Genomic DNA, 25,538 nt, shown 5'->3' with positions numbered 1-25,538 from the left:
CGCCCGCTACGCGGGCTACTCAACCAACGCGGTTTCGACACACCCGCTACGCGGGCAACTCAACCAACGCGGTTTCGACACACCCGCTACGCGGGCTACTCAACCAGCGGGTCAGGCGAGAGCGGGCGCGTTCGCGAGCAGGGGGCCGCCCCACTGTGCCTCGAGCAATTGCTCGAGCGCGGCGCCGACCGTGTAGAGGCGCGCGTCCTCGCGGGCGGGCGCCATGAACTGGATGCCGACCGGCAGGCCGTCCTCGGGCGCGAGCCCCGACGGCAGCGAGATGCCTGGCACGCCCGCCAGGTTCGCCGGGATCGTCGTCAGGTCGTTCAGGTACATCGCCAGCGGGTCGTCGACCTTCGAGCCGAGCGGGAACGCGGTGGTCGGCGCCGACGGCGTCGCCAGCACGTCGACCTTCGCGAATGCGGCATCGAAGTCGCGCTGGATGAGCGTGCGCACCTTCTGCGCCGAGCCGTAGTAGGCGTCGTAGTAGCCCGCCGACAGGGCGTAGGTGCCGAGGATGATGCGGCGCTTCACCTCGTCGCCGAAGCCCGCCTCGCGGGTCGCCGACATGACGTCCTCGACGGTCGGCTGGCCGTCGGGTGTCACCCGCAGGCCGAAGCGCACCGAGTCGAACTTGGCCAGGTTGCTGGAGGCCTCCGCCGGCAGGATCAGGTAGTAGGCGGCGATCGCGTACTGGAACGACGGCGCCGACACCTCGACGATCTCGGCACCCTGCGCCTCGAGCAGGGCGAGCGCCTCCTGGAAACGCTGCACGACACCCGGCTGGAAGCCTTCGCCGCCCGCGAGTTCGGAGACCACACCGACCCGGAGGCCGCGAACGGCACCCTCGCGCTGCCCGGCGCGCGCGGCATCCGCGAACGAGGGCCACGCATCCGGGATCGAGGTGGAGTCGTGCGGGTCGTGCCCGCCGATCACGTCGTGCAGCAGGCCGGCGTCGAGCACCGTGCGGGTGACGGGACCCACCTGGTCGAGCGAGGAGGCGAGCGCGATGGCGCCGTAGCGCGACACCCCGCCGTAGGTGGGCTTCACCCCGACCGAGCCGGTGACGGCCGCCGGCTGACGGATCGAGCCACCCGTGTCGGAGCCGAGGGCGAGCGGCGCCTCGAAGGCGGAGACGGCCGCGGCCGAGCCGCCGCCCGAGCCGCCGGGGATGCGCGAGAGGTCCCACGGGTTGTGGGTGTTGCCGTACGCGGAGTGCTCGGTGGAGGAGCCCATCGCGAACTCGTCCATGTTGGTCTTGCCGAGCGGCACCAGGCCGGCGGCACGCATCCGCGCGACGACCGTGGCGTCGTAGGGCGGGATCCAGCCCTCGAGGATCTTCGAGCCGGAGGTCGACGGCATGTCGAGCGTGCAGAGCACGTCCTTGATGGCGACCGGCACGCCGGCCAGACCGGATGCGGCACCCTCGGCACGGGCCTTGTCGATCGCCGACGCGGTGTCGAGCGCGTCGGCGTTCAGGTGCAGGAAGGCGTGCACGTCACCGTCGACGGCGGCGATGCGGTCGAGGTGCGCCTGCGTCACCTCGACGCTCGACACCTCGCGGGCGTCGAGCAGCGCCGCCAGCTCGGCGGCCGACTTCGTGACGAGGCTCACTGCTCCTCCCCCAGGATCGAGGTGACCTTGAAGAAGTCGCCGTCGCGCTCGGGCGCGCCCGCGAGCGCCTCGTCGGGGGTGAGCGTCGCGCCCACCACATCCGGACGCGTCACGGTGCCGAGCGGGATCGGGTGGCTGGTGGCCGGCACGTCCGGCGTGGCGACCTGCCGCACGGTGGCGACGGCGTCGACGATCTGGCCGAGCTCGCCGGTCAGGCGCTCCACCTCGTCATCCGTCAGGCCGATACGCGCGAGGTGCGCGAGATGGCGCACGACATCCGGGGTGATCTCAGACACGCTTCCATCCTAGGTTCGGCGCGATGGTCTCGAGACGCGTCGCCTGCGGCGGCGCTCCTCGACCGGCTCATGGTCAGAAGACGCGGGTGAGGGCGCGCGCGAAGTCGCCGCGGGAGTGGTCGGGCCCCGTGACGTAGGCGCCCTCGCCGATGCCGATGAGCGCGAGGTTGCGCAGCGACATGCTGCCCGGCGCGAAGTAGTCGTTGTGGGTGATCGCCCCGGTGAGGGCCGAGCCGGTGACCGGGTCGGATCCGGCCGCGACCGAGAACAGCTGCGCCCCGTAGGCGCGCGAGGCAGGCTGGCTGCCGAACACCCCGGATGCCGGGATCGGGTCCCAGTCGGCCGCCCCCACCCAGACGTTGCCGTCGGTCACGTGCAGCTCGTCGACCGAGCGGGCCGGACTGCCCGGCGACCCGACGACGGCGAGGGCGTCGACGTGCACGTCGTCCTCTTCGAGGGAGAGCAGCGCCGCCGTCGAGCCGTAGGAGTGGGCGAGCACCGCGAGGTAGGGCTGGTCGTCGCCGCGCGACGCCCGCAGACCCTGCAGCGAGTCGGTCAGCGCATCCCGCCCTTCGCGCGCGAGCTCCATCGAGGCCACGTTCACGAGGCTCGGGGTGGTGTACCCGATCCAGGCGACGGCCGCGACGGTCGCGTGCGACTCCGGATGCAGCACCCGCAGCCAGCGCTCCTGGTCGTCGACGAGGGTCTGGGCGGTCGCGGTCCACGCCTCGATCTGGGCGTCGACGCCGAAGAACATGCCCGGCACCAGGTATTCCACGTAGTCGGCGGTCGCGAGGTCGCCGACGGTGACCACCGCGCGCCCCTCGCCGGTCACGTCGAGCGTCACGAGCCGCCGACGCTGACCGTCGGGTTGGAGCGCCTTGTCGATCTGGTCGAGCATGTGCAGACGGTTGACGAGCTCGTCGCGTTCGGCGCGGCCGACCGTGCCGTCGGCCAGTCGCGAGCCGAGCTGCTGACGCGCGGTCGCGAGCACCGCGCGATTGGCGAGGTCGCGGGTGCGGTAGGGCACGCCCTCGAGGTTGCCGACCAGCTCGGGTGCCAGCTCGCGCAGGGTCGCGCGACCGGTGACGGAGGCACCCTTCCACCATGCGGTCACCTGGGCGGCGCTCGGCGGCGCGGCGAGCAGCTCGGAGACGGCCTGCGGATGCGCGTCGAGGAACGCGCCGACGTCGCCGCGCGGCATCGAGCCGAGACGGTCGAGCAGCGCGATGCCGTGCAGCTGGTCGATCGGGGTCGACGGGCCGCCGATCGGATCCGCCACCGGGTCGAGCGGTGCGTCGAGCGCGACGAGGGCGGCGAGCGCGAACGCCGGCGCCTCGCCCACGACCGAGATCAGGGGCTCCGCGGGCACGCCGAAGGCCCCGGCGAGGGTCCCCGGGGTCGCGAGCAGCAAGGCGATCTCGAACAGCTGATTGCCCTTCCCAGTAGCGCACAGCAGCGGATGTGAGACATTCTAGCGCGGGCATGTCCCCCACCACGGGGGTGGAAACGCTCTCGTAACCTGGGGCGGACGTTTTCGCCCCTCGTCGGCGCGGATCAGGCCAGGATCGACGGTCCCTCGGCGAGGAAGCGGCTGAAATCGTCGGCCTCGACGATCGGGATGCCCAGCTCGGCGGCCTTGGTGGCCTTCGAGCCCGCCCCGGGCCCGATCACCACGTAGTCGGTCTTCTTGCTGACGCTCGAGGCGGGCTTGCCGCCGGCGGCGATTACCGCCTCCTGGGCGCCATCGCGGGAGTGCTCGGGCATCGATCCGGTGACGACGATCGTGAGCCCCGACAGCGGACCGTCGACGGACTGCCGGCGTCCCGGACCCGGGTGCCCGGGGGTCGCCCACGGCACCCCTGCCGCCGTCCACCGGTCGACGATGTCGACGTGCCAGTCGACCTCGAACCAGTCGAGCACCGCATCCGCGATGATCGCCCCGACGCCGTCGACGGCGGCGAGCTCGTCGCGGCCGGCGGCGCGGATGGCGGCGAGCGAGCCGAACCAGTCGGCGAGCGCCCGCGCCGCCACCGGGCCGACGTGGCGGATGTTGAGGGCGACGAGGAAGCGCCACAGCTCCTTCGTCTTCGCCTTCTCGAGCTCGGCGAGCAGGGTCTCGGCCACGGCGGACGGCCCGACGACGGCCGGGCGGTCCTTGCGCTCGTGCTCGACGATCTTGCGGAACGGCGAGCGCAGGTCGTACGAGCCGTCGTCGAGGGTCTTGCGTTCGCCGGTCTCGGCGTCGCGCACGACCACCTCGATCGGCATGAGCTGCTCGAGTGTGAGGTCGAACAGGCCCGCCTCGGTCTCGAGCGGGGCGCCGACCTCGGCCTGGGTGAGGGCTGCGGCACCCACCTCGCCGAGGCCCTCGATGTCGAGCGCACCCCGCGATCCGATGTGCTCCACCCGCCCGCGCACCTGCGCCGGGCAGGCGCGCGCGTTCGGGCAGCGCAGGTCGATGTCGCCCTCCTTGGCGGGGGCGAGCGGGGTGCCGCACTCGGGGCAGTTCGCGGGCATCACGAACTCGCGCTCGGTGCCGTCGCGCAGCTCGACGACGGGCCCCAGCACCTCGGGGATCACGTCGCCCGCCTTGCGCAGCACGACGGTGTCGCCGATGAGCACGCCCTTCGCCTTCACCACGTCCTGGTTGTGCAGGGTGGCCTGCCGCACGGTCGAGCCGGAGACGCGCGCCGGCGCCATGACGGCGAACGGGGTGGCGCGGCCCGTGCGGCCCACCGACACCACGATGTCGAGCAGCTTCGTCTGCACCTCCTCGGGCGGGTACTTGTAGGCGATCGCCCAGCGCGGCGCGCGGCTCGTGGCGCCGAGCTCGTCGTGCAGGGCGAGCTCGTCGACCTTCACGACGATGCCGTCGATCTCGTGCTCGACGTCGTGGCGGTGCTCGCCGTAGTGGGCGACGAAGTCGAGCACGCCGTCGACGTCGGGGCTCACCCGGCTGTAGGGGGTGGTGGGGAGTCCCCATCCGGCGAGCAGCCCGTACACCTCGCTCTGCGCGGCGACGGGTGGGTCGGGCCACGCGCCGATGCCGTGCACGTAGAGGCGCAGCGCGCCGATGCGGGCGTGCGCGGCCTCGAGCTCGAGGCCGTCCTTCTTGTCGAGCTGCTGACGCAGTCCGCCGGACGCCGCGTTGCGCGGGTTGGCGAACGCCGGGAAGCGGCGGGCCGCCGACAGCCGCACCTTCTCCTCGTCGAAGACCCCGGAGCGCCCGGCGGCGCGTTGCGCGGACTCGGCGAAGGCGCGTTCGCGCAGCTCGGCCTGGAAGGCGTTCAGCTTCTCGAACTCGGCGACGGGGATGAACACCTCGCCGCGCACCTCGACGATCTGCGGATGACCCTCGCCGCTGAGGCGGGCGGGGATCTCGGGCAGCCGCAGCGCGTTCTCGGTGACGATCTCGCCGACCCGGCCGTCGCCGCGGGTGGCGGCCGAGGTGAGCACGCCGCGCTCGTAGCGCAGGTTGATCGCGAGTCCGTCGATCTTGAGCTCGGTGAGCCACGAAACGTGGCGGCCCGCCGCATCCGCCGTCTTGACGCACCACTCGCGCAGCTCCTCGGCGGAGAACACGTTGTCGAGGCTCAGCATGCGCTCGGCGTGCTCGATGGTGGCGAGCCCGCCCGCCTGAGTGCCGCCGCCGACGGTCTGGGTGGGCGAGTCCTGGCTCTGCAGCTCGGGGAAGAGGCGCTCGAGCTCTTCGAGGCGGTGCATGAGCCCGTCGTATTCGGAGTCGGCGACGAGGCTCGTGTCGCGGTCGTAGTAGGCCTCGCGCAGTTCGAGGATGCGTGCGGTCAGCTGCTCGGCCTCGGCGTGCGCGGCCTGCAGGGTCACGCGGGTCCGCTCGGGAACCTGCTCGACGTCGTCGGTCTTCGCGCCACGTGCCACGGGTGCCAGCCTAGGCGCCGCCTCCGACGCCCACCCCTCACCTCAGGCGGGGACGGGGACGGCCGAGACGGTGCGGTCGATCGTGCACTGGCCGACGACGCGGGTGCCGACGTAGACGACCGCGGTCTGGCCGGGGGCGACGCCCTCGATCGGCTCATCGACGCGGATCACGAGCTCGCCGGCCTCGAGACGGGCCGTCGCCGGCACCGGGTCGGCGTGCGCGCGCACCTGCACCTCGCAGGCGAAGCCGGCATCCGCATCCGCGGGCGCGGCGCCCGCCCAGCTGTAGCGCGCACCCGCCAGCTCGGCGATCGCGAGCGCCTCGCGCGGGCCGACGACCACCTCGTTCGTGACGGGGCGCACCTCGAGCACGAAGCGCGGCTTGCCGTCGGGCGCGGGGTAGCCGATGTTCAGCCCCTTGCGCTGGCCGACGGTGAACGCGGCGGCACCCGGATGCGTGCCGATGCGGTCGCCGGACCGGTCGAGGATGGCGCCCTCCTCGGCCCCCACCCGCTCGGCGAGCCAGCCGCGGGTGTCGCCGTCGGGGATGAAGCAGATGTCGTGGCTGTCGGGCTTCGCGGCGACCGACAGCCCGCGCGCCTCGGCCTCGGCCCGCACCTCCGCCTTCGAGGGGGTCGCGCCGAGCGGGAACCAGGCGTGCGCGAGCTGCGCGGCGGTCAGCACCCCGAGCACGTACGACTGGTCCTTCGCCCAGGCGGCGGCGCGGTGCAGCTCCACCCCGTCCGCGCCGAGGCGCACCTCGGCGTAGTGGCCGGTGACGACGGCGTCGAACCCGAGCGCGAGGGCCTTGTCGAGCAGGGCCGCGAACTTGATGCGCTCGTTGCAGCGCATGCACGGGTTCGGGGTGCGGCCGGCCGCGTACTCGGCCACGAAGTCGTCGACGACGTCCTCGCGGAAGCGCTCCGAGAAGTCCCACACGTAGAACGGGATGCCGAGCTTCGCGGCGGCGCGGCGCGCATCCATCGAGTCCTCGACGGTGCAGCAGCCGCGGGATCCGGTGCGCAGCGTGCCCGGCATCCGACTGAGCGCCAGGTGCACGCCGACCACCTCGTGGCCGGCCTCGACGGCGCGCGCGGCCGCGACGGCGCTGTCGACGCCGCCGCTCATCGCCGCGAGGATCTTCACGCGTTCCAGGGTACGCGGCTGGTCAGCCGACGACGTGCCGCCCGCTCAGCACTGAGGGAACCCGGTGACTGTCGACTCCGCGATCGAGTTCGGGCCCCCGAGCACGTAGATCCTCTTCGCCGACTCGAGGTCCCAGTGCGATACGAAGGGGATGCATCCGGGCGCCACCAGCAGGAGCCGCGCCTCGTACGCGCCCGCGAGCCAGCTCCCGGCGAGGGCGTCGGGGAATCCCAACCCGTTGGCGATGAACACCTCGTCGGTCACGAAGTGGCGCGAGGGCGTCATCGCCGCGGATTCGAACCGGTCGGCCCCCGTCGAGCGCAGCACGATGCGCACACCCGGGGTGGCCGCGATGCCGGCGACCAGTCCCTCGCTCACGCTGACGGGACCGCCGACGACGATCACCGTCGTGACGCCCAGCTGCTGCAGCAGTTGCCGCGTCGCGGTCTCGAGGTACGGGGTCTTCCCGTCGACGAGGATGACGGGGGCCGACATGGCACCCGCGAACGCATCGCCCGCCAGCGCGTCCGGGAAGTCCCGGCCGGTGGCCACCACCGCGAAGTCGCTCCCGCCGGGGAACCCGCGCACGGCGAGTGCGCGGGAGACCGCGTACCTGTCCGCGCCGCTCACCCGCTGCACATCCGGGGCGAGCGCGCCGAGCTGGGCGGCGACGTCGTCTCCCACGGACGCGGGCCCCCCGACGATCAGGATGTGCGCGGGCCCCAGGCGCCGGATCTCGTCGCGCACGACGTCGGGGAGCGAGAACGGCGTCACGAGGAGCAGCGGTCCGGACCCGGCGGCGAGCGGTCCGGCGCTGAGCGCGTCGGGGAAGTTGAGGCCGTTCGCGACGTAGACGGTGTCGGGTCGGTTGCTCGACGGGTCCGGATAGCCCTCCTGCGAGACGCTCACCGCCATCGCGAATCTGTCGCTTCCGCCGAGCCTCACCACCTCGGCCGGCGATGCCGGCTCCGCGTGGATGTCGATCCCCGAGGTGACGGAACCCCCGGTCACGGTCACCGTCTCGGCTTGCCACCAGAAGTCGACGTCGCCGGAGTAGCGTTCCGCAACCGTCGGATCCGGTTGACCGATGCGGATGATCACCTCGCCGGGCGGGATGCCGTCGATCCGGAAGTGGGGATCGGCGGCGCTCACCGCGAAGTCGCTCGCGACCTGGACGAGGCTCCCGTACTCGTCGAAGGCGAGGGCGTCGGCCCGGAACAGGTGCGTCCCCCCGAGGCCGGAGACGTCGACCGTTCCCGTGACCGAGCCGGTGCTCTGCGGGAACGCGATCGTGACCCTGGTCGTCTGCCCGGCGCGCACCGTGACGATGTCCGAGGCGTAGCGCGAGAGGGTGCCGCCCGCATACACGGCGAGACCGTCGACGCGAGCCCAGACGAGGAAGTCCCCGGCCGGGAACGACGGGTACACCATCTCGCCCGCGCTGTCGGTGAAGCCGGAACCGGGCATGTCCCCCTCGCCCCGATCGGGCGCGTTGGCGATCATCACGTTGGTCACCGCCCCGGACACGGGGCTCGCACCCCGCACGACCGAGACGATCAGGGTTCCCGCGGGGTTCAGCGCCACGGCCGGGCTCGCCGTGACCGCGAACGGGATGGCGAGCAGCATCGCCGTCGCCATCGCCCGAACCACCCCGAGTCGGGACATCTCGGCTCCTCTCGTACCGACCCCCGTCAGACGCCGCAGGGGGTGAGCGTCATGACCGCGTCGCTGACCGAGTTGGGGCCGCCGAGCACGTCGATCTCGTGCGGCTGCAACCGCACGATCTCGGAGATCACGCTCATCGGCACGCAGTCGCGCTGCACGAGGTAGATGGGCGCCTGCCATCCGCCGGCGAGGGGTCCGCCCGCGAGCGCGTCGGGGAAGTTCAGCCCCGTCGCGAGCATCACCGTGTCGGCGACCGGGAAGGTCGCCTGGTTCAGCGAGGCGGCAGCTTCGAAGCGGTCGGAGCCGGAGCGCCGCACCACCTCGCCGACGCCGGGCAGGCCGCTCAGCGACGCGACGAGGCCGGGGGTCACGCTCGCGGGTCCGCCGACCACGATGATGCGCTTCGTCTCGAGCTGTGCGAGCAGCTGGGCCGTGGCCGCGTCGACGGAGGTCGCGTGCCCGTCGACGAGCACCACCGGGGCGTGTTCGAACGCCGCCGCGGCTCCCGCCGCGAGCGCATCCGGGAAGTTGTGGCCGGTCGCGATGTAGACGGTGTCGGAGGTGTCGAAGCCCGTGCTGACGAGGTTGCGCGACGCGGCGAAGCGGTCCGCACCGTCGACGCGGCTGATGTTGTCGGTGTAGCCCGCGAGCTGCGAGAACACCGCGGGGCTCACCGAGTTGACGCCGCCCACGACCACGATGTTCGCCGGCTGCAGGCGTGCGAGCTCGGTCGCCACCGAGGAGGGCACCGAGGTCGGCGTGACGAGCAGGATCGGCCCGCCGTAGGCGGCACCGAGCGGGCCGGCGCTCAGCGCGTCGGGGAAGTTGAGGCCGTTGGTGACGAACACGACGTCGATGCCGGGCGAGTACAGCTGGGAGATGCCGACCGCCATCTGGAAGCGGTCCGCACCCGAGAAGCGGGACGAGTAGACGCCCGCGTCTCCGACGGTGCCGTCGATGCCGGTGACCGGCGTCGCCTCGTCGGACACCGTGACGAGTTCGGAGTCGACGATCCAGTCGGCGTCGTTCCAGTACTCGGCACCGGCGAGCGCGAATCCGGCCGGCACGAAGCGCACGAGGTAGTCGCCGGCCGGCACGCCGGTGATCGTGTAGCCGCCCCCGGCGGTGACGATCGCCTTCGCCGACCACTGGGTGAGGTCGCCGCTGACCGAGTCGATCAGGTGGGCCTGGGCGGCGAGCGAGCCCACCGCGCCATCCGTGGCGTCGGCCACGGTTCCGCCGATCGTGCCGCCGGGTCGGGTGACGAAGTCGACGAACGTCTCCACGCCGTCCGTCACCGTCACGACCTGCGACTGGGAACGGTACGGGGTGTTCCCCGCCCACAGCGAGGTGATGCACGGCGTGCCGGTGGGGCACTCGAACCGCGCCTCGACCAGGTACCGGCCGGGCGTGAGGTACAGCGAGTATCCGGCGAGGTACCCCTGGGAGGTCACGTCACCGGTCGCCAGGTTGGTCGCCGTGAGCTGCGCGCCGACGCTCTGGGTTCCGCTGCCGCTGTCGAAGCTCAGACTGCCCCGGATCGTCCCGTGGGGGGTGTCCGCCTGCGCGGGTGCGACACCCCCGATCGCGACGAGCGCGCCGACGAGCAGCGCGATGGCGAGGGAACGCGGACGGGTGAGGGTCATGAGGGCTCGGATTTCGTCGAGGGTGGACGGAGTCGACTCACTCTAGAGATCGCGGAGCGCCGCGCGGGTCGCCACGTCTCCCCCAGTCCGGGGGCGGGTCAGGACGCGGATGCGGCGGCGCGGGCACCCGCGACGGCGGCCGGCAGGGCGGCGAGGAACGCGTCGACGTCCGCGTCGCCCGAGTCGTGACCGAGGGTGATCCGCAGGGCGCCGCGGGCCTCGGGCTCCGGCACGCCCATCGCGATGAGCACGTGCGAGAGCTCGGGCACCCCGGCCTGGCAGGCGGAGCCCGTCGACACGGCGATGCCGGATGCGTCGAGCAGGTAGAGCAGGGCGTCGCCGTCGGCGCCCGCGAACGTGAAGTGGGCGTTGCCCGGAAGACGCCCCTCCCCCGGCGCCCCGCGCAGCACGGCGCCGTCGACGGTCGCGAGCACCCCCGCGACGAGACGATCCCGCAGCGCCGCCACGCGCGTGAGCGGCACCTCCGCCACCGCCCGCGACGCCGCGACCGCGAACGCCGCGGCACCCGCCGCATCCTGGGTGCCGGATCGTCCGCGCTGCTGGTCGCCGCCGTGCAGCAGCGGCTCGACGGTCGCCGTGCGGGCGAGCACGAGCGCGCCCACCCCCACCGGGCCGCCGACCTTGTGCGCCGAGACCGACACGGCGTCCGCCTCCACCTCGTGCACCCGCACCGGCACCTGCCCGAAGGCGGACACCGCGTCGAGGTGCACCGGCACCCCGTGGGCGTGCGCGAGCGCCACCAGCTCGGCGACCGGCTGCAGGGTGCCGACCTCGTTGTTGGCCCACAGCGCCGTCACGAGCGCGACCTCCCCGGAGGCCGCCGCGAGCGCCGAGTCGAGGGCGTCCAGCCGGATGCGGCCCTCGGCGTCCAGCTCGATCCACTCGAGCTGCGCCCCCTCGTGCCGCGCGAGCCACTCGACCGCGTCGAGGGTCGCATGGTGCTCGCCCCGCGGCACGAGCACCCGCGAACGGCGCGGATCCTGTGCCCGGGCGGCCCAGAACATGCCCTTCACGGCGAGGTTGATCGACTCGGTCCCGCCGCTCGTCAGCACCACCTCGACCGGGTCGGCGTCGAGCGCGCGCGCGAGCTCCTCGCGTCCGGTCTCCAGCAGCTCGCGCGCCGCCTGCCCGGCGCCGTGGATCGACGACGGATTCCCGACCAGCCTCAGCGCATCCGTGTACGCCGCGAGCACCTCGTCGGGCATCGGCGAGGTGGCGGCGTGGTCGAGATAGACCGCCACGGGGGCCTCCTGTTCGCGTTTACAAGACCGTCACGCGCACCACCTAACCTAGAGGGCATGTCGCCCGCCGATCCGCTCAGGAACCTCGGCGTGCACCTCACCTCGCGCGGCGGCGAGATCCGGGTCTGGAGCGCGAGCGCCACCTCGGTCGAGCTGTGCATCTTCGACGAGAAGGACTCGAGCTGGGTCGCCAAGCGGGTGCCGCTCACCCGCGGCGAGGGCGACGTCTGGTCGGCCAGCACCCGGTCGCTCACCCCGGGCGCCCCGTACGCGCTGCGCGTCGACGGCCCCGACGGGCCCACCCACGACTTCGACGTCGACCGCTACCTGCTCGACCCCTACGCGCGCGGCCTCACCCGCACGCGCGACGGTGCCTGGCGCAGCTACGTGCAGGACGACTCCTTCGACTGGGGCGGGGTCGCGAAGCCGGCGATCCCGCTCGACCACACCGTCATCTACGAGGCCCACACGAAGGGGCTGACGGCTCTCAACCCGGAGCTGCCCGAGGAGCTGCGCGGCACCTACGCCGGCCTGGCGCATCCGTCGACGATCGCCTACCTCACCGAGCTCGGCGTCACCGCGGTCGAACTGCTGCCGGTGCACCAGTTCGTCTCCGAGCAGCGGCTCACCAAGATGGGCCTCGTCAACTACTGGGGCTACAACACCCTGAACTTCTTCACCCCGCACGCCGCCTACGCCACCCGCGCGGCCCAGGTCGGCGGTACGGGCGCCGTGCTGCGCGAGTTCAAGGGCATGGTGAAGCTGCTGCACGCGGCGGGCATCGAGGTGATCCTCGACGTCGTCTACAACCACACGGCCGAGGAGGGGCGCGGGGGTCCGACCAGCTCGTTCCGCGGCATCGACAACGCGAACTACTACCGCCAGACGCCCGACGGCCAGTACATCGACACCACCGGATGCGGCAACACGCTCGACTACGAGCTGCCCGCCGCCCAGCGCCTCGTGCTCGACTCGCTGCGCTACTGGGCGAACGAGGTGCAGGTCGACGGGTTCCGCTTCGATCTCGCGGCCACCCTGGGGCGCGGCGAGGGTGCGGAGTTCACCCGCGACCATCCTCTGCTGCACGCCATCATCGACGATCCGGCCCTGCAGGGGGTCAAGATGATCGCCGAGCCCTGGGATGTGGGCATGGGCGGCTGGCAGGTCGGCAACTTCCCGGGCGGCTGGTCGGAGTGGAACGACGGCTACCGCGACCGGATGCGCAACTTCTGGTTGCGCGACGTCGCGCAGGCCCGCGCCACGGGCAGTGCGAGCGAGGGCATCGGCTCGCTCGCGCGACGCCTCGCGGGCTCGAACCACGTGTTCGCGCTGGAGCGCGGGCCGCTCGCATCCGTCAACTTCGTGACCGCCCACGACGGCTTCACGGCGGCCGACCTCGTCGCGTACGACCGCAAGCACAACCTGGGCAACGGCGAGAACAACCGCGACGGCTCGAACGACAACAAGTCGTTCAACCACGGCGTCGAGGGCCCCACCTCCGACGAGGAGATCCAGGCGATCCGGCGCAAGGCGGTGCGCAACCTGCTCGGCACGCTCGTGCTGTCGGCGGGCATCCCGATGCTCACGGCGGGTGATGAGTTCGGTCGCACGCAGCGCGGCAACAACAACGCCTACTGCCACGACTCCGAGCTCACCTGGCTCAGCTGGGACCGCAACGAGTGGCAGGAGGACCTCTTCGAGGTCGTCAAGACCCTCATCCGCCTGCGCCGCGAGAACCCGGCGCTGCGCCCGGTGCGCTTCGGGCGCTGGGGCGAGACGACGCCGTCGGCCAGCCAGATGGACTGGTACAACAAGGACGGCGAGACGATGACCCTCGAGGACTGGGACTCGCCCGAGGAGCGCACCCTGCAGTACCTCGCGGCGTCGACGCCGGAGTTCGAGGAGTTCAACCGCATCCTGCTGGTGGTGCACGGCCTCGAGACGGATGTCACGGTCACCCTCCCGGCGCACGAGGGCGTCGAGCGCTACACGCTGCTGTGGGACTCGGGCCACGACGACATCAGCGGCATCGAGGGCGTGCACCGCCCGGGCGAGGAGCTGGCGATGTCGCCCACCTCGATGCTGCTGTTCCGCGCGGACTGATGGCGGGCACCCCCGCGACGGCGGCGCTGACGGCGGCCGGCATCCCGTTCAGCGAACACGCCTACACGCACGACCCGGGCAACCGCGACTTCGGCATGGAGGCGGCGACCGCGCTCGGTCTCGACCCGGACCAGGTGTTCAAGACGCTGCTCGCCGACGTCGACGGACGGCTCGTGGTGGGCATCGTCCCGGTGACGGGCAAGCTCGACCTGAAGGCCCTCGCCGCGGCGGTCGGCGGCAAGAAGGCGGTGATGGCCGACCCGGCGCTCGCCGAGAAGCGCACCGGCTACGTGGTGGGCGGCATCAGCCCGATCGGTCAGAAGACCCGCCACGAGACGGTGCTCGACGAGACCGCCGAGCTGTGGGACGTGGTCTACGTCTCGGGTGGCCGCCGCGGTTTCGACCTGGGGCTGGCGCCGGCGGATCTGGTGCGCGCCACCGACGCGGTCGTCGCCGACATCGCGCGCTGAGCTACCCCGCGAGGGCGACCAGGCCGAGCTCCGCGTCGGAGGCGAACAGCGCGTTCCGCGGCACGACGCGCACGGTGTAGCCGAAGGCGCCCGCGCGCTCGAACCGTAGCGAGCCGGTGTAGACCGCGGGCTTGCCGAGGTCGTGGCTCTCGAGCTCGAGGGGCACGACGTGGGCGTCGCCCAGCTCCTCCCCCGCCCGCGGACGACCGTGCACGAGCTCGACCGCGACGTCGTCGGGGCCGAGGTCGCCGAGTTCGACGAAGGCGCGCACCCGCAGCTCCTCGCCGACGTGGGGTGACGCGTCCACGCCGCCCGACTCGACGTGCGCCACGTGCACCTCCGGCCAGGCGCCCCGCACGCGGGCCACCCAGGCGGCCAGCTCCCGCGCCGCCGAGTAGTCGCCGCTCGTGATCGCGGTCTCGGATGCGGCGGCCGGCAGGTACAGGCGCTCGACGTACTCGCGCACCATGCGCTCGGCCGAGAGCGCCGGCGACAGGGTCGCGAGCGTGTGACGGATGTCGGCGACCCAGGCGGCGGGCACGCCGTCCGCCCCGCGGTCGTAGAAGCGGGGGGCGATCTGGTGCTCGATCAGGTCGTACATCGCGGCGGCCTCGAGCGCGTCGCGCTCGGCCGCGTCGCCCGCGGAGTCCGCCGACGGGATCGCCCAGCCGTTGTGCTCGTCGTGGAACTCGCTCCACCATCCGTCGAGGATCGAGAGGTTGAGCGATCCGTTGAGGGCCGCCTTCATGCCCGAGGTGCCGCAGGCCTCGAGGGGGCGCAGGGGGTTGTTGAGCCACACGTCGCAGCCTGGGTAGAGCGTCTGGGCCATGCCGATGTCGTAGTCGGGCAGGAACACGATGCGCCCGCGCACCTCGGGGTCCTGCGAGAACTCGACGAGCAGCTGGATGAGCCGCTTGCCGCCGTCGTCGGCCGGGTGGGACTTGCCCGCGACGACCAGCTGCACCGGGCGGTCGGGGTCGGTGAGCAGGGCGCGCAGGCGGTCCGGGTCCTGCAGCATGAGGGTGAGCCGCTTGTAGGTGGGCACGCGGCGGGCGAAGCCGATCGTCAGCACCTCGGGCGACAACAGCTCGCGGTACCAGGGCGGTGCGGGCACCCCGGGGTTCTGCTCCTCCCAGGCGGCCGCCATCCGGCGCCGGGCATCGGCCACGAGCTGGGCGCGCAGCTCGCCCCGCAGCCGCCACAGCTCGGCGTCGGTCACCGCGTCGGTGGTCCAGTCGCACGCGGTCGCATCGTCGGTGCCGAGCTTCGAGGCGGCGAGCGCGCGCACCCGCGGATCGGTCCAGGTGGCCGGGTGCACGCCGTTGGTGATCGAGGTGATCGGCACCTCCTCGCTGTCGAACCCGGGCCAGAGTGCGCCGAACATCTGTCGGCTGACGGCGCCGTGCAGCAGCGAGACGCCGTTGGCGCGCTGTGCGAGGCGCAGGCCCATCACGGCCATGTTGAACGTGTCGGCCGCACCGCCTTCGTAGTCCTCGGCGCCGAGGGCGAGCACGTCGGCCGCGTCGACCCCGGGCAGCAGCTCGGTCGAGAAGTAGCGCTCGACGAGCGGCGCCTCGAAGCGGTCGATGCCCGCCGGCACCGGTGTATGGGTGGTGAACACGGTGCCCGCGCGCACCACCTCGAGCGCTTCGGCGAACGAGAGGCCGTCGCCGACGAGCTCGCGGATGCGCTCGAGGCCGAGGAAGCCGGCGTGGCCCTCGTTGGTGTGGAAGACGGTGGGCTCGGGGATGCCCGCCAGCCGGGCGTAGATCCCCACCGCGCGCGCTCCCCCGATGCCGAGCAGCAGCTCCTGCAGCAGCCGATGCTCCCCGCCCCCGCCGTACAGGCGATCGGTGACCGAGCGCAGCTCCTCGGGGTTCTCGGGCACGTCCGTGTCGAGCAGCAGCAACGGCACCCGGCCGACCGCAAGCAGCCAGATCCGCGCGGTGAGCGCCTTGCCGTCGGGCAGGGCGAGCACGACCTGGGCGGCGGTGCCGTCGGGGGCGCGCAGCACGCTCATCGGCAGTCCGTCGGGGTCGAGCACCGGGTAGCTCTCGAGCTGCCAGCCCTCCCGCGAGATGGCCTGGCGGAAGTAGCCGGCGCGGTAGAACAGTCCGACGCCGACGATCGGCACGCCGAGATCCGACGCGGCCTTCAGGTGGTCGCCCGCCAGGATGCCGAGGCCGCCCGAGTACTGCGGGAGCGCATCCGCGATGCCGAACTCGGGCGAGAAGTAGGCGACGGTGGCCGGTGCGTGGGATCCGAGCCCCTGGTACCAGCGCGGTGCGCCGAGGTAGGCGCGCAGCTCGTCGCGCAGCGCGACCGCGCGACCGACGAACGCCTCGTCGGCCGCGAGCTCGGCGAGTCGGGCGGGCTGCACCTCGCCGAGCAGCCCGTACGGATCCTTGCCGAGCTCGTCCCACAGCTCGGGCGCGATGTCGCGGAACAGTTCGAGCGTCGGCTGATGCCACGACCAGCGCAGGTTCGCGGCGAGCTCCTCGAGCGGCGCGAGCACGTCGGGGAGCACGGTGCGGACGGTGAACCGACGGATGGCCTTCACGACGTCAGCCTAGGGTCACCGGGTTACGGCCCGATGTCGTGGCGGCGACGGGCGCCGCTCAGGCCGAGGGGCCGGGCGGCGCGTAGCGGGCGAGCTCCTCCTGGCCTGCCGCCTCCTGCGCCGCCAGCTCCTCCGTGCGGCGCTTCTTCCGCTTCTCGAGGCGGTTCGAGACGATGAGCCACCCGCCGTAGAGGAAGAGGAACCCGGCGACCACGGGGATGATGATCGAGCGCATGTCGCCGTTGACCAGGTTGTTGACCCATCCGATCCACGGCACCGCGTACCAGACGGCGCCGCGGATCTGCACGGGCTTGACGGGGTTCGGGTCGGCCTGGCTGTTGGCGTCGCCCTTGGTGACGAAGCTCTTCTCGCCACCCGGCAGGTTCGGCTGCACGATCTGCACGACCCGGTGGGTCACGACCTCGGGCTCGCCCGACTCGAGCTGGTAGGTGATGACGGTGCCGATCCGGATGTCGTCGGTCGCGATCGGCTTGACGATCACCAGGGTGCCGGGCGGGTAGTTCGGCTCCATCGAGCTCGTGAGGATCGTGTACGGCGTCGCCTGCGCGACGGCCGGAACGACCACGACGAGGGCGGCGATCAGCGCGACGAGCGCGAGCACGCCCCAGCTGAGCCCGACCCCGATGTAGTAGAGGAGGCCGTGGTCCTTCTTCTGCGCGTCCCGAGCCGCACGCCGCTCGCTCATTCGGGGATCCTTTCACGTCGGCGTCCACGGAACCAGGCGTAGCCGCCCCCCAGAACGAAGGCCAGCAGCCACCCGGCGACGAAGTACTCCTGGTAGAGGCGGGCGGTGTTCCACGCCGTCGGGTCGGTGGTCTCGTCGCCGGTGTCCGGCAGCGGCGACGGGGTGGGCGTGGGCGCCGGATCGGCGACCGCTCCGCCGGATCCGGGCACGGTCTCGCTGTCGGTGAACTCGGGGGTCGGGGTCGTCGGCCCTCCCGCGGGAGGTGCCGGGGGCGCTTCCACGGGCTGGGCCGCGCACGGATCGGGCGCCGCCACCTCGGCGCTGCGCAGCACGACCACGAGGTCGAACGCGCCGATCGCGGCCTGCGCCTCGAGACCGCTCAGGGTGCCGGCGAGGCTGAGCGAGACGTCGACGCGCACGACGGAACCGGGGGCGAGCTGCACGCCGCCGAGGATCTGGGTGCAGGGGTCGACGTCCTCGAAGCCGACGGTGGGCCCCGTCATGACGCCCGCCTCGGCGGTCACGGAGAGCGCGGAGATGAAGACGCCGTCGTCGCCGCCGACGTCGCGGATGGCGACCGCGAGGTTGCCCGCCGACGCCTCCTGGTTCTTGACCCAGAAGGAGCGGGTCGCGGTGCCCCCCGGCACGACGGCGACCCCGCCGAACAGTTGGCCCGGATATCCGGCGGAGAAGCTCACTCCGTCGGAGGACAGGCCGATCGGATCGCTCGCGGCACCCGCCGGCGAGGCGGTGAGGATGCCGACGAGGGCGAGCGGAACCGCGATGGCCCCGGCGAGGAGTCCCGGCCGCCGCACCGTCAGCACCCCGCGTAGTAGTACTGGAAGAAGATGAAGGCGTACTGGGCGCTCACGGTGATGGTGTCCGTGCCGACGACGGCACCGTCGACGTTGAGGATCCGCACGTTGTAGGTGCCCGATCCCCAGCTCGTGAGCGGGGTTCCGATCGGCGCGGGGACGCCCGCCGAGGTGGCGCCGGCGCCGCTCGCGCTCGCGATGGTCTGCCAGGCGCTCGTCGAGGTCTGCTGGGCCTGCACGGTGTAGCCGCCGCCCGCCCAGTCGGAGGTCCAGCTGTACGTCGCGGTGCGACCGTTGCCGCTGCCCGTGCTGGTGCAGCTCAGGCTGGTCAGCTGCACGGCCGACCGCTGGGTGAAGGTGAACCGCTGGGAGGAGCTGCCCGCGCATGTGGTCTGCGTGGCCGCACCCGTGCTCGTCGCCGGCATCGTGAGACACAGCCCCGAGTACTTGTTGACGAACTGATAGGTGCCCGACGCCCCGCTGCCGCTCACGAGCTGCGGCTGCCACTGCTGCAGGGCGGATGCGTCGTCCGCGGTGCGCATGTCGACGGCCGATCCGGACGTCGTGGAGTTCGCCGCGGCGACCCGCAGGTTCGTCGCGTGGCGGGGCTGGAAGTTGCCGTAGCCGTCTCCGTCGCCGTCGACGTAGCGGAAGTCCTGGTTGGCGTCGGTGCCGTTCTTGCAGGCGAACGAGATGAGCTGCGAACCGCTCGTGGTGGCCTGGCCGCTGACGTCCCAGCACCAGGTGGTCGACGCGAGGGTGACGTACCACCAGTAGCCGGCCGAGATCTGCTGCAGGGGGTAGATGTACTGGCTCTGCACGGTGCTCGTCGGCGTCGCCGTACCGGTGAAGTTGCCCACCGTGAGGGTCGCCGCGGCCTGCGGGGTGAAGCTGCGGGTTCCGCTCGCCGCGGAGATGCTCTGCCGATCCGCCACCGTGTTGCGCAGGCAGTAGATCGCCGAGTTGCCCGCCGCCAGCGGTGTCGACACCGTGACGCCGGCCGACCAGCTCGCCGAGGTGGCCCCGGTGGGGATGGCGGTCGCGGTGCAGTTCGCCGCCGAGGCGACCGGCCAGACCGTCAGCGTGGTCGCGCCGGCGAGGGTGGTGTCGCCCGACGCGCGCGAGAAGGTCACGCTGAGCGTCTGGATCTGCGTGCTCGAGGTGACGGTGGAGTTGGTGAGGGTGATGCTGCCCGTGGTGGAGAGCGAGGAGGCGCCCGCCGCGGTCACGTTCTCGTTGCCGAGCGTGCTCGCGGCGAAGCCGCTGCTGGTGACGGTGAGGTTCGCGGCGGCGAGGGTGGTCGTGGAGCTCGCCTGGGCGCTCCAGTACGCCCATCCGGCGCCGGTTCCGGCGAGCACGCTGAAGGCGGCGATGCCGGCGACGAGGGAGATCCTCGCCCCGCGCCCGATCCGTCCGATCCTCATGAGGCCACCTGCGTCCCGTCGAAGGTCACGGTGTAGGTGATCGAGGTGTTCATGGTCGCCGCCGGCGCGGATGCGGGCAGCACGACCTGCAGGCACACGGTCGAGGTGCCGGCCGCGGCGAGGGTGGCGTAGGAGACCGGGGTGGTGCCGAGCGCGGTGGTGCCGAGCTGGGTCGCGGGGCACGCTCCGGAGGCGACGCGGGTGTCCCAGGCGCCGTCCGAGGTGGCGGATGCCGTGACGAGCAGGGTCGTGTTGCCCGCGTTGGTGAGGGTGATGCTCTGGTTCACGATGTCGCCCGGCAGCATGCCGGCGTACACGGCGGCGGGGATGGTGAGCGCCGAGGTCGCGGCGCCGGCTCCCCGGGTGAGCGTGAGGGCGGCGGTGCCCGAGGCGATGCTGCCGCCGTCGCCGACGGCGACGGTCGCGTTGAGGTAGGCGTAGCTGCCGCCCGCCGCGACGACCGCGCCACCGACGCCGATCGAGAGCGCGGCGGTCGCACCGAGCAGGGTGCGGATGCCCGGCAACCGCAGGCGCAGACGGGGACGACGCCGAGAGGACGAGACGACGCCCGGGGCGGCGCGGTAGCGGCCGCGTGCTCTCCGGTTCGGGTTCATCGTTCTCGTCATCTCAGCGTCGTCGTTCGGGGGGAGGGATGGCGGTCCGGGGATCCGGCAGGGTGGGGTCCCCGGACCGACCGTCTTACGGGGCCGCGACCTGGGTCAGGGTGATGGCACCCTGGCTCAGCGAGACGGAGCCCAGCTTGCTGGTGTTGGACGCCGAGGCGCCGAACGGGAAGTCGACCGTCCAGGTGACCGTGATGGTCGACGGGCCGGCGCTCGAGTTCACCTTGTAGACGCCCGGCGTGGTGGCGGCCACGACGTTGCCGCCGGTCACGCTGCCGACCGAGATCGAGCTGTTGGTCGAGTTGTTGATCGCGAGCGCGAGCGCGGTGTCGGCGGCGCTGGCGGTGGTGCCCGAGACGGCGCCGTTGGTGGTGCCGATCGTGAACCACAGGTCCTGGCCGGTGGCGGTGATGTTGAACGTCTGGGTGTAGACGAGTCGGTTGCCCGGCACGATCGACACGCCCGAGAGGGGCGAGACGGTGGCGGGGGCGACGACCTGGGTGTTGCTGGCGTTGTAGAACGCCTTGGTCCAGGTGCCGGCGTTCACCGCGGCGACCGAGAGGGTGCCCGCGCTGATCGAGTTGCTCCCGGACGCGGGGCCGACGTTGACCGAGTCGTTCCAGTAGGCGAGCGAACCGGCGCCGCCCATGAGCAGGATCACGCCTGCCGCGATGGCGATCGACGCCTTGATGTTCTTGTTCATTTCGGGTTGTGCCTTTCGGGGTGGATGTCGGGTTGCGCATGACGCAGGGCGCGCCGGAGGCACGTCATGTCGTCGGGTTGTGTTCCGGTCGGCGCCCTGCGCAGGCCGTCGTGGAGCGGGTCATGTTGTCTATCCCCCACTGCACTCAATCTACGGTCCTCCATAAGGCGGACAAAGGGGACGAGGCCGCCCCACTGCGGGGGGCGTGGGAGCGCTCCCACTTTCGACGCCAATAGCCTTCTGACCAGGCATTTCAGTCCATTCTGGTCACTTACACAGGTGACGTTCAGGGTGGATTCCGGGGTACAGTGGGTGGCGTTCCACCCGCGGATGGGTGCCACGGCGGACAGACCTCCCGTTCTACGGGCACCCTTGTACCCCGATCGCTCATCCGCACGCCACCCCGGAGGCGGTACGGTCGAAACGTGCCCTCCGATCCCACATCCGACGCCGCACCGGTGCGGTGGGCCCGGATCGGGCGCATCCCGATCCGGCATCTGAGCCCCCGGCAGCCCGAGGGCCGATGGCCCGCGAAGAGCTACCTGGGCGAGGTCGTGCCGTTCGAGGCGACCGTCTTCCGGGAGGGTCACGGCGTGATCGGCGCCGAGCTGCTGCTCACCGACCCGCACGGAGCCGAGACCGTGCACGCCATGCGGCTCGTCGGCGCGGGCACCGACCGCTGGCGGGCCGACCTCCGGCTGCCCGAGACCGGCGACTACACCTGGCGGGTGCGCGGCTTCGCCGACGACTGGGCGAGCTGGCTGCACGTCGCCCCGGTCAAGATCGGCGCGGGCGACGACCCCGAGCTCGTGTTCGCGATGGGCGCCGAGCTGCTCGAACGTGTTCCCGGCAAGATCGCGACGGATGCGCGCACCGCGCTCCTCGACGCAACCGCCGCCCCCGCAGACCGCCTCAAGGTCGCCGCGGACCGCCGGCTGGCCGCTCAGCTGCACCGGCACCCCGTGCGCTCGCTCGTGACCGTGTCCGAGAGCGTCGAGCTCGTCGTCGAGACCGCGCGCGCCGCGGTGGGCGCCTGGTACGAGTTCTTCCCCCGCTCGGAGGGCGCCCGCCGTCTCAAGGACGGCACCTGGAAGTCGGGCACCTTCCGCACCGCCGCGAAGCGCCTGCCGGGCGTCGCCGCGATGGGCTTCGACGTCGTCTACCTGCCGCCCATCCACCCCATCGGCTCGAGCCATCGCAAGGGCCCCAACAACTCCACGGTCGCGGGACCGCACGACCCGGGCAGCCCGTGGGCCATCGGGTCGGCCGAGGGCGGGCACGACGCCATCCACCCCGACCTCGGCACGCTCGCCGACTTCCGCCACTTCGTGCGGCAGGCGGAGGCGAACGGGCTCGAGGTGGCGCTCGACCTCGCGCTGCAGGCCTCCCCCGACCATCCCTGGGTCGCCGAGCACCCCGAGTGGTTCACCCAGCGACCGGACGGCTCCATCGCGTACGCGGAGAACCCGCCGAAGAAGTACCAGGACATCTTCCCGATCAACTTCGACCGCGACCCGGAGGGCATCCGCGCCGAGGTGCTGCGGATCGTGGAGCTGTGGATCTCGCGCGGCGTGCGCATCTTCCGCGTCGACAACCCGCACACCAAGCCGCTCGACTTCTGGGAGTGGCTGCTCGGCGAGGTCGCCGACCAGCACCCGGAGGTGGTGTTCCTCGCCGAGGCGTTCACCCGTCCCGCGATGCTGCACTCGCTCGCGGGCGCCGGCTTCCACCAGTCGTACAGCTACTTCACCTGGCGCAACACCAAGGAGGAGCTCGAGGAGTTCCTGTCGGGGATCGCGGGCGAGTCGGCCGACTACCTGCGGCCGAACCTGTTCGTGAACACCCCCGACATCCTCACCGAGTACCTGCAGTTCGGCGGCCGCGCCGCCTACAAGGTGCGTGCCGCGATCGCCGCCACCGGGTCGCCGAGCTGGGGCGTCTACGCCGGCTACGAGCTGTTCGAGGATGTCGCCCGGCCGGGCTCGGAAGAGAACATCGACAACGAGAAGTACGAGTACAAGCACCGCGACTGGGCCGCCGCCGAGGCGTCGGGGCAGAGCCTCGCGCCGTACCTGACGATGCTCAACCGCATCCGCCACGAGCACCCGGCGCTCACCCAGCTGCGCAACCTCCGCATCCACTGGTCGGACGACGACGCGATCCTCGTCTACTCGAAGCACCTGGCCGGGGAGTTCACCGCCACCGGCCGGCCCGACACGATCCTGGTGGTGGCGAACGTCGACCCGCACTCGGTGCGCGAGACCACCGTCTACCTCGACCTCGAGGCGATCGGCATGCGGCCGGGCGACACCTTCGGGGTGCGGGATCTGGTCACCGGTGCCCGCTGGACGTGGACGGATGCCGACTACGTGCGGCTCGACGCGTTCACGGAGCCCGTGCACATCCTCGCGGTCGAACCGCAGAAGGGACGCTGAGATGCCCGCCCGCTCCTCGCTGCCGCCGCTGGACCCGGGCCTCGTCGCGAGCCTCGTCGAGGCCCGGCATCCGCGTCCCCACGACTGGCTCGGCCAGCACGCCCTCGGCGACGGCTGGGTGGTGCGGGTGATCCGCCCGCTCGCCGAGTCTGTGACCGCGGTGCGGGCCGACGGCACCGAGGTGGCGCTCGCCCACCTCGACCGCGGGCTCTGGCAGGGGTACCTTCCGGGCGCCGGGCAGGCGCATCGCGTGCGCACCGCCTATGCGGGCGCGCCCGACTGGCTGAGCGACGACCCCTACCGCTTCGTGCCGTCGATCGGCGAGGTCGACCTGTTCCTGTGGGGCGAGGGGCGCCACGAGCAGCTCTGGCACGTCTTCGGCGCTCATGTGAAGCAGCACGAGGGCGTCGACGGCACCGGCTTCGTCGTGTGGGCCCCGCACGCCCAGGCGGTGCGGGTGATCGGCGACTTCAACTCGTGGGACGGCACGGGCCACGCCATGCGCCGCCTCGACGACAACGGGGTGTGGGAGCTGTTCGCCCCGGGCGTCGGTCCCGGCGGCATCTACAAGTTCGAGCTGCTCACGCCATCCGGCGAATGGGTGAAGCGCGCCGACCCCCTGGCGCGCTACACCGAGGTGCCGCCGTCCACCGGTTCGGTCGTGGGGCACTCGCAGTACCTGTGGGGCGACGCCGGATGGATGTCGTCCCGCGCGGCACGCGACCCGCACCAGGGCCCGATGAGCGTCTACGAGCTGCATCTCGGCTCGTGGCGTCCGGGGCTCTCCTACCGGCAGGCGGCCGACGAGCTCATCGACTACGTGACCGGGCTCGGCTTCACGCACGTCGAGTTCATGCCGCTCGCCGAGCACCCGTTCGGCGGCTCGTGGGGATACCAGGTCACCGGGTACTACGCCCCGACCAGCCGCTTCGGGCATCCGGACGACTTCCGTTACCTCGTCGACCGGCTGCACCAGGCGGGGCTCGGCGTGATCATGGACTGGGTGCCGGCGCACTTCCCCAAGGACGAGTGGGCGCTCGCACGCTTCGACGGCGAGGCCCTCTACGAGCATGCGGACCCTCGCGTGGGCGAGCACCCCGACTGGGGCACCCTCGTGTTCGACTTCGGGCGCTCCCAGGTGCGCAACTTCCTCGTGGCGAACGCGCTGTACTGGCTCGAGGAGTTCCACATCGACGGGCTGCGGGTGGATGCGGTGGCGAGCATGCTCTACCGCGACTACTCCCGCAAGGCCGGGGAGTGGGTTCCGAACATCCACGGCGGACGCGAGAACCTCGAGGCGATCTCGTTCCTGCAGGAGGTCAACGCGACCGCCTACAAGCGCAACCCGGGCATCGTGATGATCGCCGAGGAGTCGACCTCGTTCCCCGGGGTCACCCACCCGACGAGCGAGGGCGGCCTCGGCTTCGGGCTCAAGTGGAACATGGGCTGGATGCACGACTCGCTGCAGTACATGCACGAGGACCCGATGTGGCGCGGCGATCACCACGGCGACATCACCTTCTCGTTCCTGTACGCCTTCAGCGAGAGCTTCCTGCTGCCGATCAGCCACGACGAGGTCGTGCACGGCAAGGGCTCGCTGCTGGCGAAGATGCCGGGCGACCAGTGGCAGAAGCTCGCGAACGTGCGCGCGTATCTGGCGTTCATGTGGGCGCACCCGGGCAAGCAGCTGCTCTTCATGGGCTCGGAGTTCGGGCAGCCGTCCGAGTGGTCGGAGCAGCGGGGGCTCGACTGGTGGATCCTCGATCAGCCGGTGCACCAGGGGCTCGCCGACCTCGTGCGGCAGCTCAACCGGGTCTACCGGGAGCATCCCGCCCTGTGGGAGCTCGACGCCGATCCGGCCGGCTTCCAGTGGATCACGAGCGACCCGGGTGCCAACGTGGTCGCGTTCGTGCGCCGGGCCCGGGACGGCCGCGAGCTGGTGTGCATCGTCAACTTCGGCGGCAACCCCGTCGGTCCGTACCGTGTGGGACTCCCCGCGGCGGGCGAGTGGGTCGAGGCGCTCAACTCGGATGCGACGAGCTTCGGCGGCTCGGGCGTCGGCAACTACGGGCGCGTGACCGCGGGCGACGAGCCCTGGCACGGGCAGCCGGCCTCGGTGGAGCTCACGCTCCCCCCGCTCGCCGCCCTCTATCTCGAGCGCGGTTGAGGG

Annotated in this window: 18 protein-coding genes; 4 read left to right on the top strand and 14 right to left on the bottom strand. The window is 72.1% G+C overall.

Annotated features, from left to right (window positions below):
* Positions 1-111: 111 nt before the first annotated feature.
* The 8 genes from gatA to NUH29_RS13180 form a co-directional block, all read right to left on the bottom strand.
* Positions 112-1,614 (bottom strand): Asp-tRNA(Asn)/Glu-tRNA(Gln) amidotransferase subunit GatA, encoded by a 1,503-nt coding sequence (gatA, locus tag NUH29_RS13215; RefSeq protein WP_258799684.1) that lies wholly within the window; start codon positions 1,612-1,614, stop codon positions 112-114.
* Positions 1,611-1,910: an Asp-tRNA(Asn)/Glu-tRNA(Gln) amidotransferase subunit GatC gene (gene gatC, locus NUH29_RS13210; RefSeq protein WP_258799683.1), complete on the bottom strand. Its 300-nt coding sequence runs from the start codon at positions 1,908-1,910 to the stop codon at positions 1,611-1,613. Before gatC ends, gatA begins: the two co-directional genes overlap by 4 nt.
* 73 nt (positions 1,911-1,983) lie before the next feature.
* Positions 1,984-3,324, bottom strand: coding sequence for an alpha/beta hydrolase (locus NUH29_RS13205; protein WP_258799681.1), 1,341 nt, complete (start codon positions 3,322-3,324; stop codon positions 1,984-1,986).
* Between the two features lie 143 nt (positions 3,325-3,467).
* A complete protein-coding gene (ligA, locus tag NUH29_RS13200; RefSeq protein ID WP_505912358.1) occupies positions 3,468-5,810 on the bottom strand; it encodes an NAD-dependent DNA ligase LigA in 2,343 nt (780 codons plus the stop codon).
* 42 nt (positions 5,811-5,852) lie between these two features.
* Positions 5,853-6,956: a tRNA 2-thiouridine(34) synthase MnmA gene (gene mnmA, locus NUH29_RS13195; protein ID WP_258799679.1), complete on the bottom strand. Its 1,104-nt coding sequence runs from the start codon at positions 6,954-6,956 to the stop codon at positions 5,853-5,855.
* 45 nt (positions 6,957-7,001) lie between these two features.
* Complete coding sequence (locus NUH29_RS13190; RefSeq protein ID WP_258799678.1) at positions 7,002-8,621, bottom strand: cell wall-binding repeat-containing protein; 1,620 nt, start codon at positions 8,619-8,621, stop codon at positions 7,002-7,004.
* A gap of 26 nt (positions 8,622-8,647) precedes the next feature.
* Complete coding sequence (locus NUH29_RS13185; protein ID WP_258799677.1) at positions 8,648-10,267, bottom strand: cell wall-binding repeat-containing protein; 1,620 nt, start codon at positions 10,265-10,267, stop codon at positions 8,648-8,650.
* 98 nt (positions 10,268-10,365) lie between these two features.
* Positions 10,366-11,529 (bottom strand): cysteine desulfurase family protein, encoded by a 1,164-nt coding sequence (locus tag NUH29_RS13180; protein WP_258799676.1) that lies wholly within the window; start codon positions 11,527-11,529, stop codon positions 10,366-10,368.
* A gap of 57 nt (positions 11,530-11,586) precedes the next feature.
* Here NUH29_RS13180 and glgX point away from each other — a divergent pair, with 57 nt between their 5' ends.
* Together glgX and ybaK are read left to right on the top strand one after the other, a co-directional pair.
* Positions 11,587-13,632 (top strand): glycogen debranching protein GlgX, encoded by a 2,046-nt coding sequence (glgX, locus tag NUH29_RS13175; RefSeq protein ID WP_258799675.1) that lies wholly within the window; start codon positions 11,587-11,589, stop codon positions 13,630-13,632.
* Entirely contained in the window at positions 13,632-14,102 is a 471-nt protein-coding gene (gene ybaK, locus NUH29_RS13170) for a Cys-tRNA(Pro) deacylase (RefSeq protein WP_258799674.1), read from the top strand. The genes glgX and ybaK overlap by 1 nt, the downstream gene beginning before the upstream one ends.
* Position 14,103: 1 nt before the next feature.
* Here the strand turns inward: ybaK and glgP are convergent, their stop codons facing one another.
* The 6 genes from glgP to NUH29_RS13140 all read right to left on the bottom strand — a co-directional run bounded on the left by glgP (position 14,104) and on the right by NUH29_RS13140 (position 20,933).
* Positions 14,104-16,662 (bottom strand): alpha-glucan family phosphorylase, encoded by a 2,559-nt coding sequence (glgP, locus tag NUH29_RS13165; RefSeq protein WP_258799673.1) that lies wholly within the window; start codon positions 16,660-16,662, stop codon positions 14,104-14,106.
* Positions 16,663-16,720: 58 nt separating this feature from the next.
* Entirely contained in the window at positions 16,721-17,368 is a 648-nt protein-coding gene (locus NUH29_RS13160) for a signal peptidase I (RefSeq protein WP_258799672.1), read from the bottom strand.
* Entirely contained in the window at positions 17,365-18,192 is an 828-nt protein-coding gene (locus tag NUH29_RS13155) for a hypothetical protein (RefSeq protein ID WP_258799671.1), read from the bottom strand. Before NUH29_RS13155 ends, NUH29_RS13160 begins: the two co-directional genes overlap by 4 nt.
* On the bottom strand, positions 18,186-19,607 hold the full coding sequence (locus tag NUH29_RS13150; RefSeq protein WP_258799669.1) for an RICIN domain-containing protein: 1,422 nt from the start codon (positions 19,605-19,607) through the stop codon (positions 18,186-18,188). The genes NUH29_RS13155 and NUH29_RS13150 overlap by 7 nt, the downstream gene beginning before the upstream one ends.
* Positions 19,604-20,233, bottom strand: coding sequence for a hypothetical protein (locus NUH29_RS13145; protein ID WP_258799668.1), 630 nt, complete (start codon positions 20,231-20,233; stop codon positions 19,604-19,606). Before NUH29_RS13145 ends, NUH29_RS13150 begins: the two co-directional genes overlap by 4 nt.
* Before the next feature lie 73 nt (positions 20,234-20,306).
* Positions 20,307-20,933 (bottom strand): alternate-type signal peptide domain-containing protein, encoded by a 627-nt coding sequence (locus NUH29_RS13140; protein ID WP_258799667.1) that lies wholly within the window; start codon positions 20,931-20,933, stop codon positions 20,307-20,309.
* Between the two features lie 425 nt (positions 20,934-21,358).
* Between NUH29_RS13140 and NUH29_RS13135 the strand changes: the two genes are divergently transcribed.
* Both NUH29_RS13135 and glgB read left to right on the top strand, forming a co-directional pair.
* A complete protein-coding gene (locus NUH29_RS13135; protein WP_258799666.1) occupies positions 21,359-23,368 on the top strand; it encodes an alpha-1,4-glucan--maltose-1-phosphate maltosyltransferase in 2,010 nt (669 codons plus the stop codon).
* A gap of 1 nt (position 23,369) precedes the next feature.
* On the top strand, positions 23,370-25,535 hold the full coding sequence (gene glgB, locus NUH29_RS13130; RefSeq protein ID WP_308445775.1) for a 1,4-alpha-glucan branching protein GlgB: 2,166 nt from the start codon (positions 23,370-23,372) through the stop codon (positions 25,533-25,535).
* Positions 25,536-25,538 lie beyond the last annotated feature (3 nt).

Source organism: Protaetiibacter mangrovi (assembly GCF_024752305.1).
GTDB classification, from domain to species: Bacteria; Actinomycetota; Actinomycetes; order Actinomycetales; family Microbacteriaceae; genus Homoserinibacter; species Homoserinibacter mangrovi.
Note: the sequence above shows the minus strand (reverse complement) of the source record. Positions and strands in the feature narration are given on the sequence as shown.

Excerpts from the sequence above, each read along its gene's own strand:
- NUH29_RS13145 (WP_258799668.1), bottom strand. The coding sequence starts at position 20,233 with ATGACGAGAACGATGAACCCGAACCGGAGAGCACGCGGCCGCTACCGC.
- glgB (WP_308445775.1), top strand. The coding sequence starts at position 23,370 with ATGCCCGCCCGCTCCTCGCTGCCGCCGCTGGACCCGGGCCTCGTCGCG.
- NUH29_RS13160 (WP_258799672.1), bottom strand. The coding sequence starts at position 17,368 with ATGAGCGAGCGGCGTGCGGCTCGGGACGCGCAGAAGAAGGACCACGGC.
- ybaK (WP_258799674.1), top strand. The coding sequence starts at position 13,632 with ATGGCGGGCACCCCCGCGACGGCGGCGCTGACGGCGGCCGGCATCCCG.
- glgX (WP_258799675.1), top strand. The coding sequence starts at position 11,587 with ATGTCGCCCGCCGATCCGCTCAGGAACCTCGGCGTGCACCTCACCTCG.
- NUH29_RS13190 (WP_258799678.1), bottom strand. The coding sequence starts at position 8,621 with ATGTCCCGACTCGGGGTGGTTCGGGCGATGGCGACGGCGATGCTGCTC.
- NUH29_RS13185 (WP_258799677.1), bottom strand. The coding sequence starts at position 10,267 with ATGACCCTCACCCGTCCGCGTTCCCTCGCCATCGCGCTGCTCGTCGGC.
- NUH29_RS13140 (WP_258799667.1), bottom strand. The coding sequence starts at position 20,933 with ATGAACAAGAACATCAAGGCGTCGATCGCCATCGCGGCAGGCGTGATC.
- NUH29_RS13150 (WP_258799669.1), bottom strand. The coding sequence starts at position 19,607 with ATGAGGATCGGACGGATCGGGCGCGGGGCGAGGATCTCCCTCGTCGCC.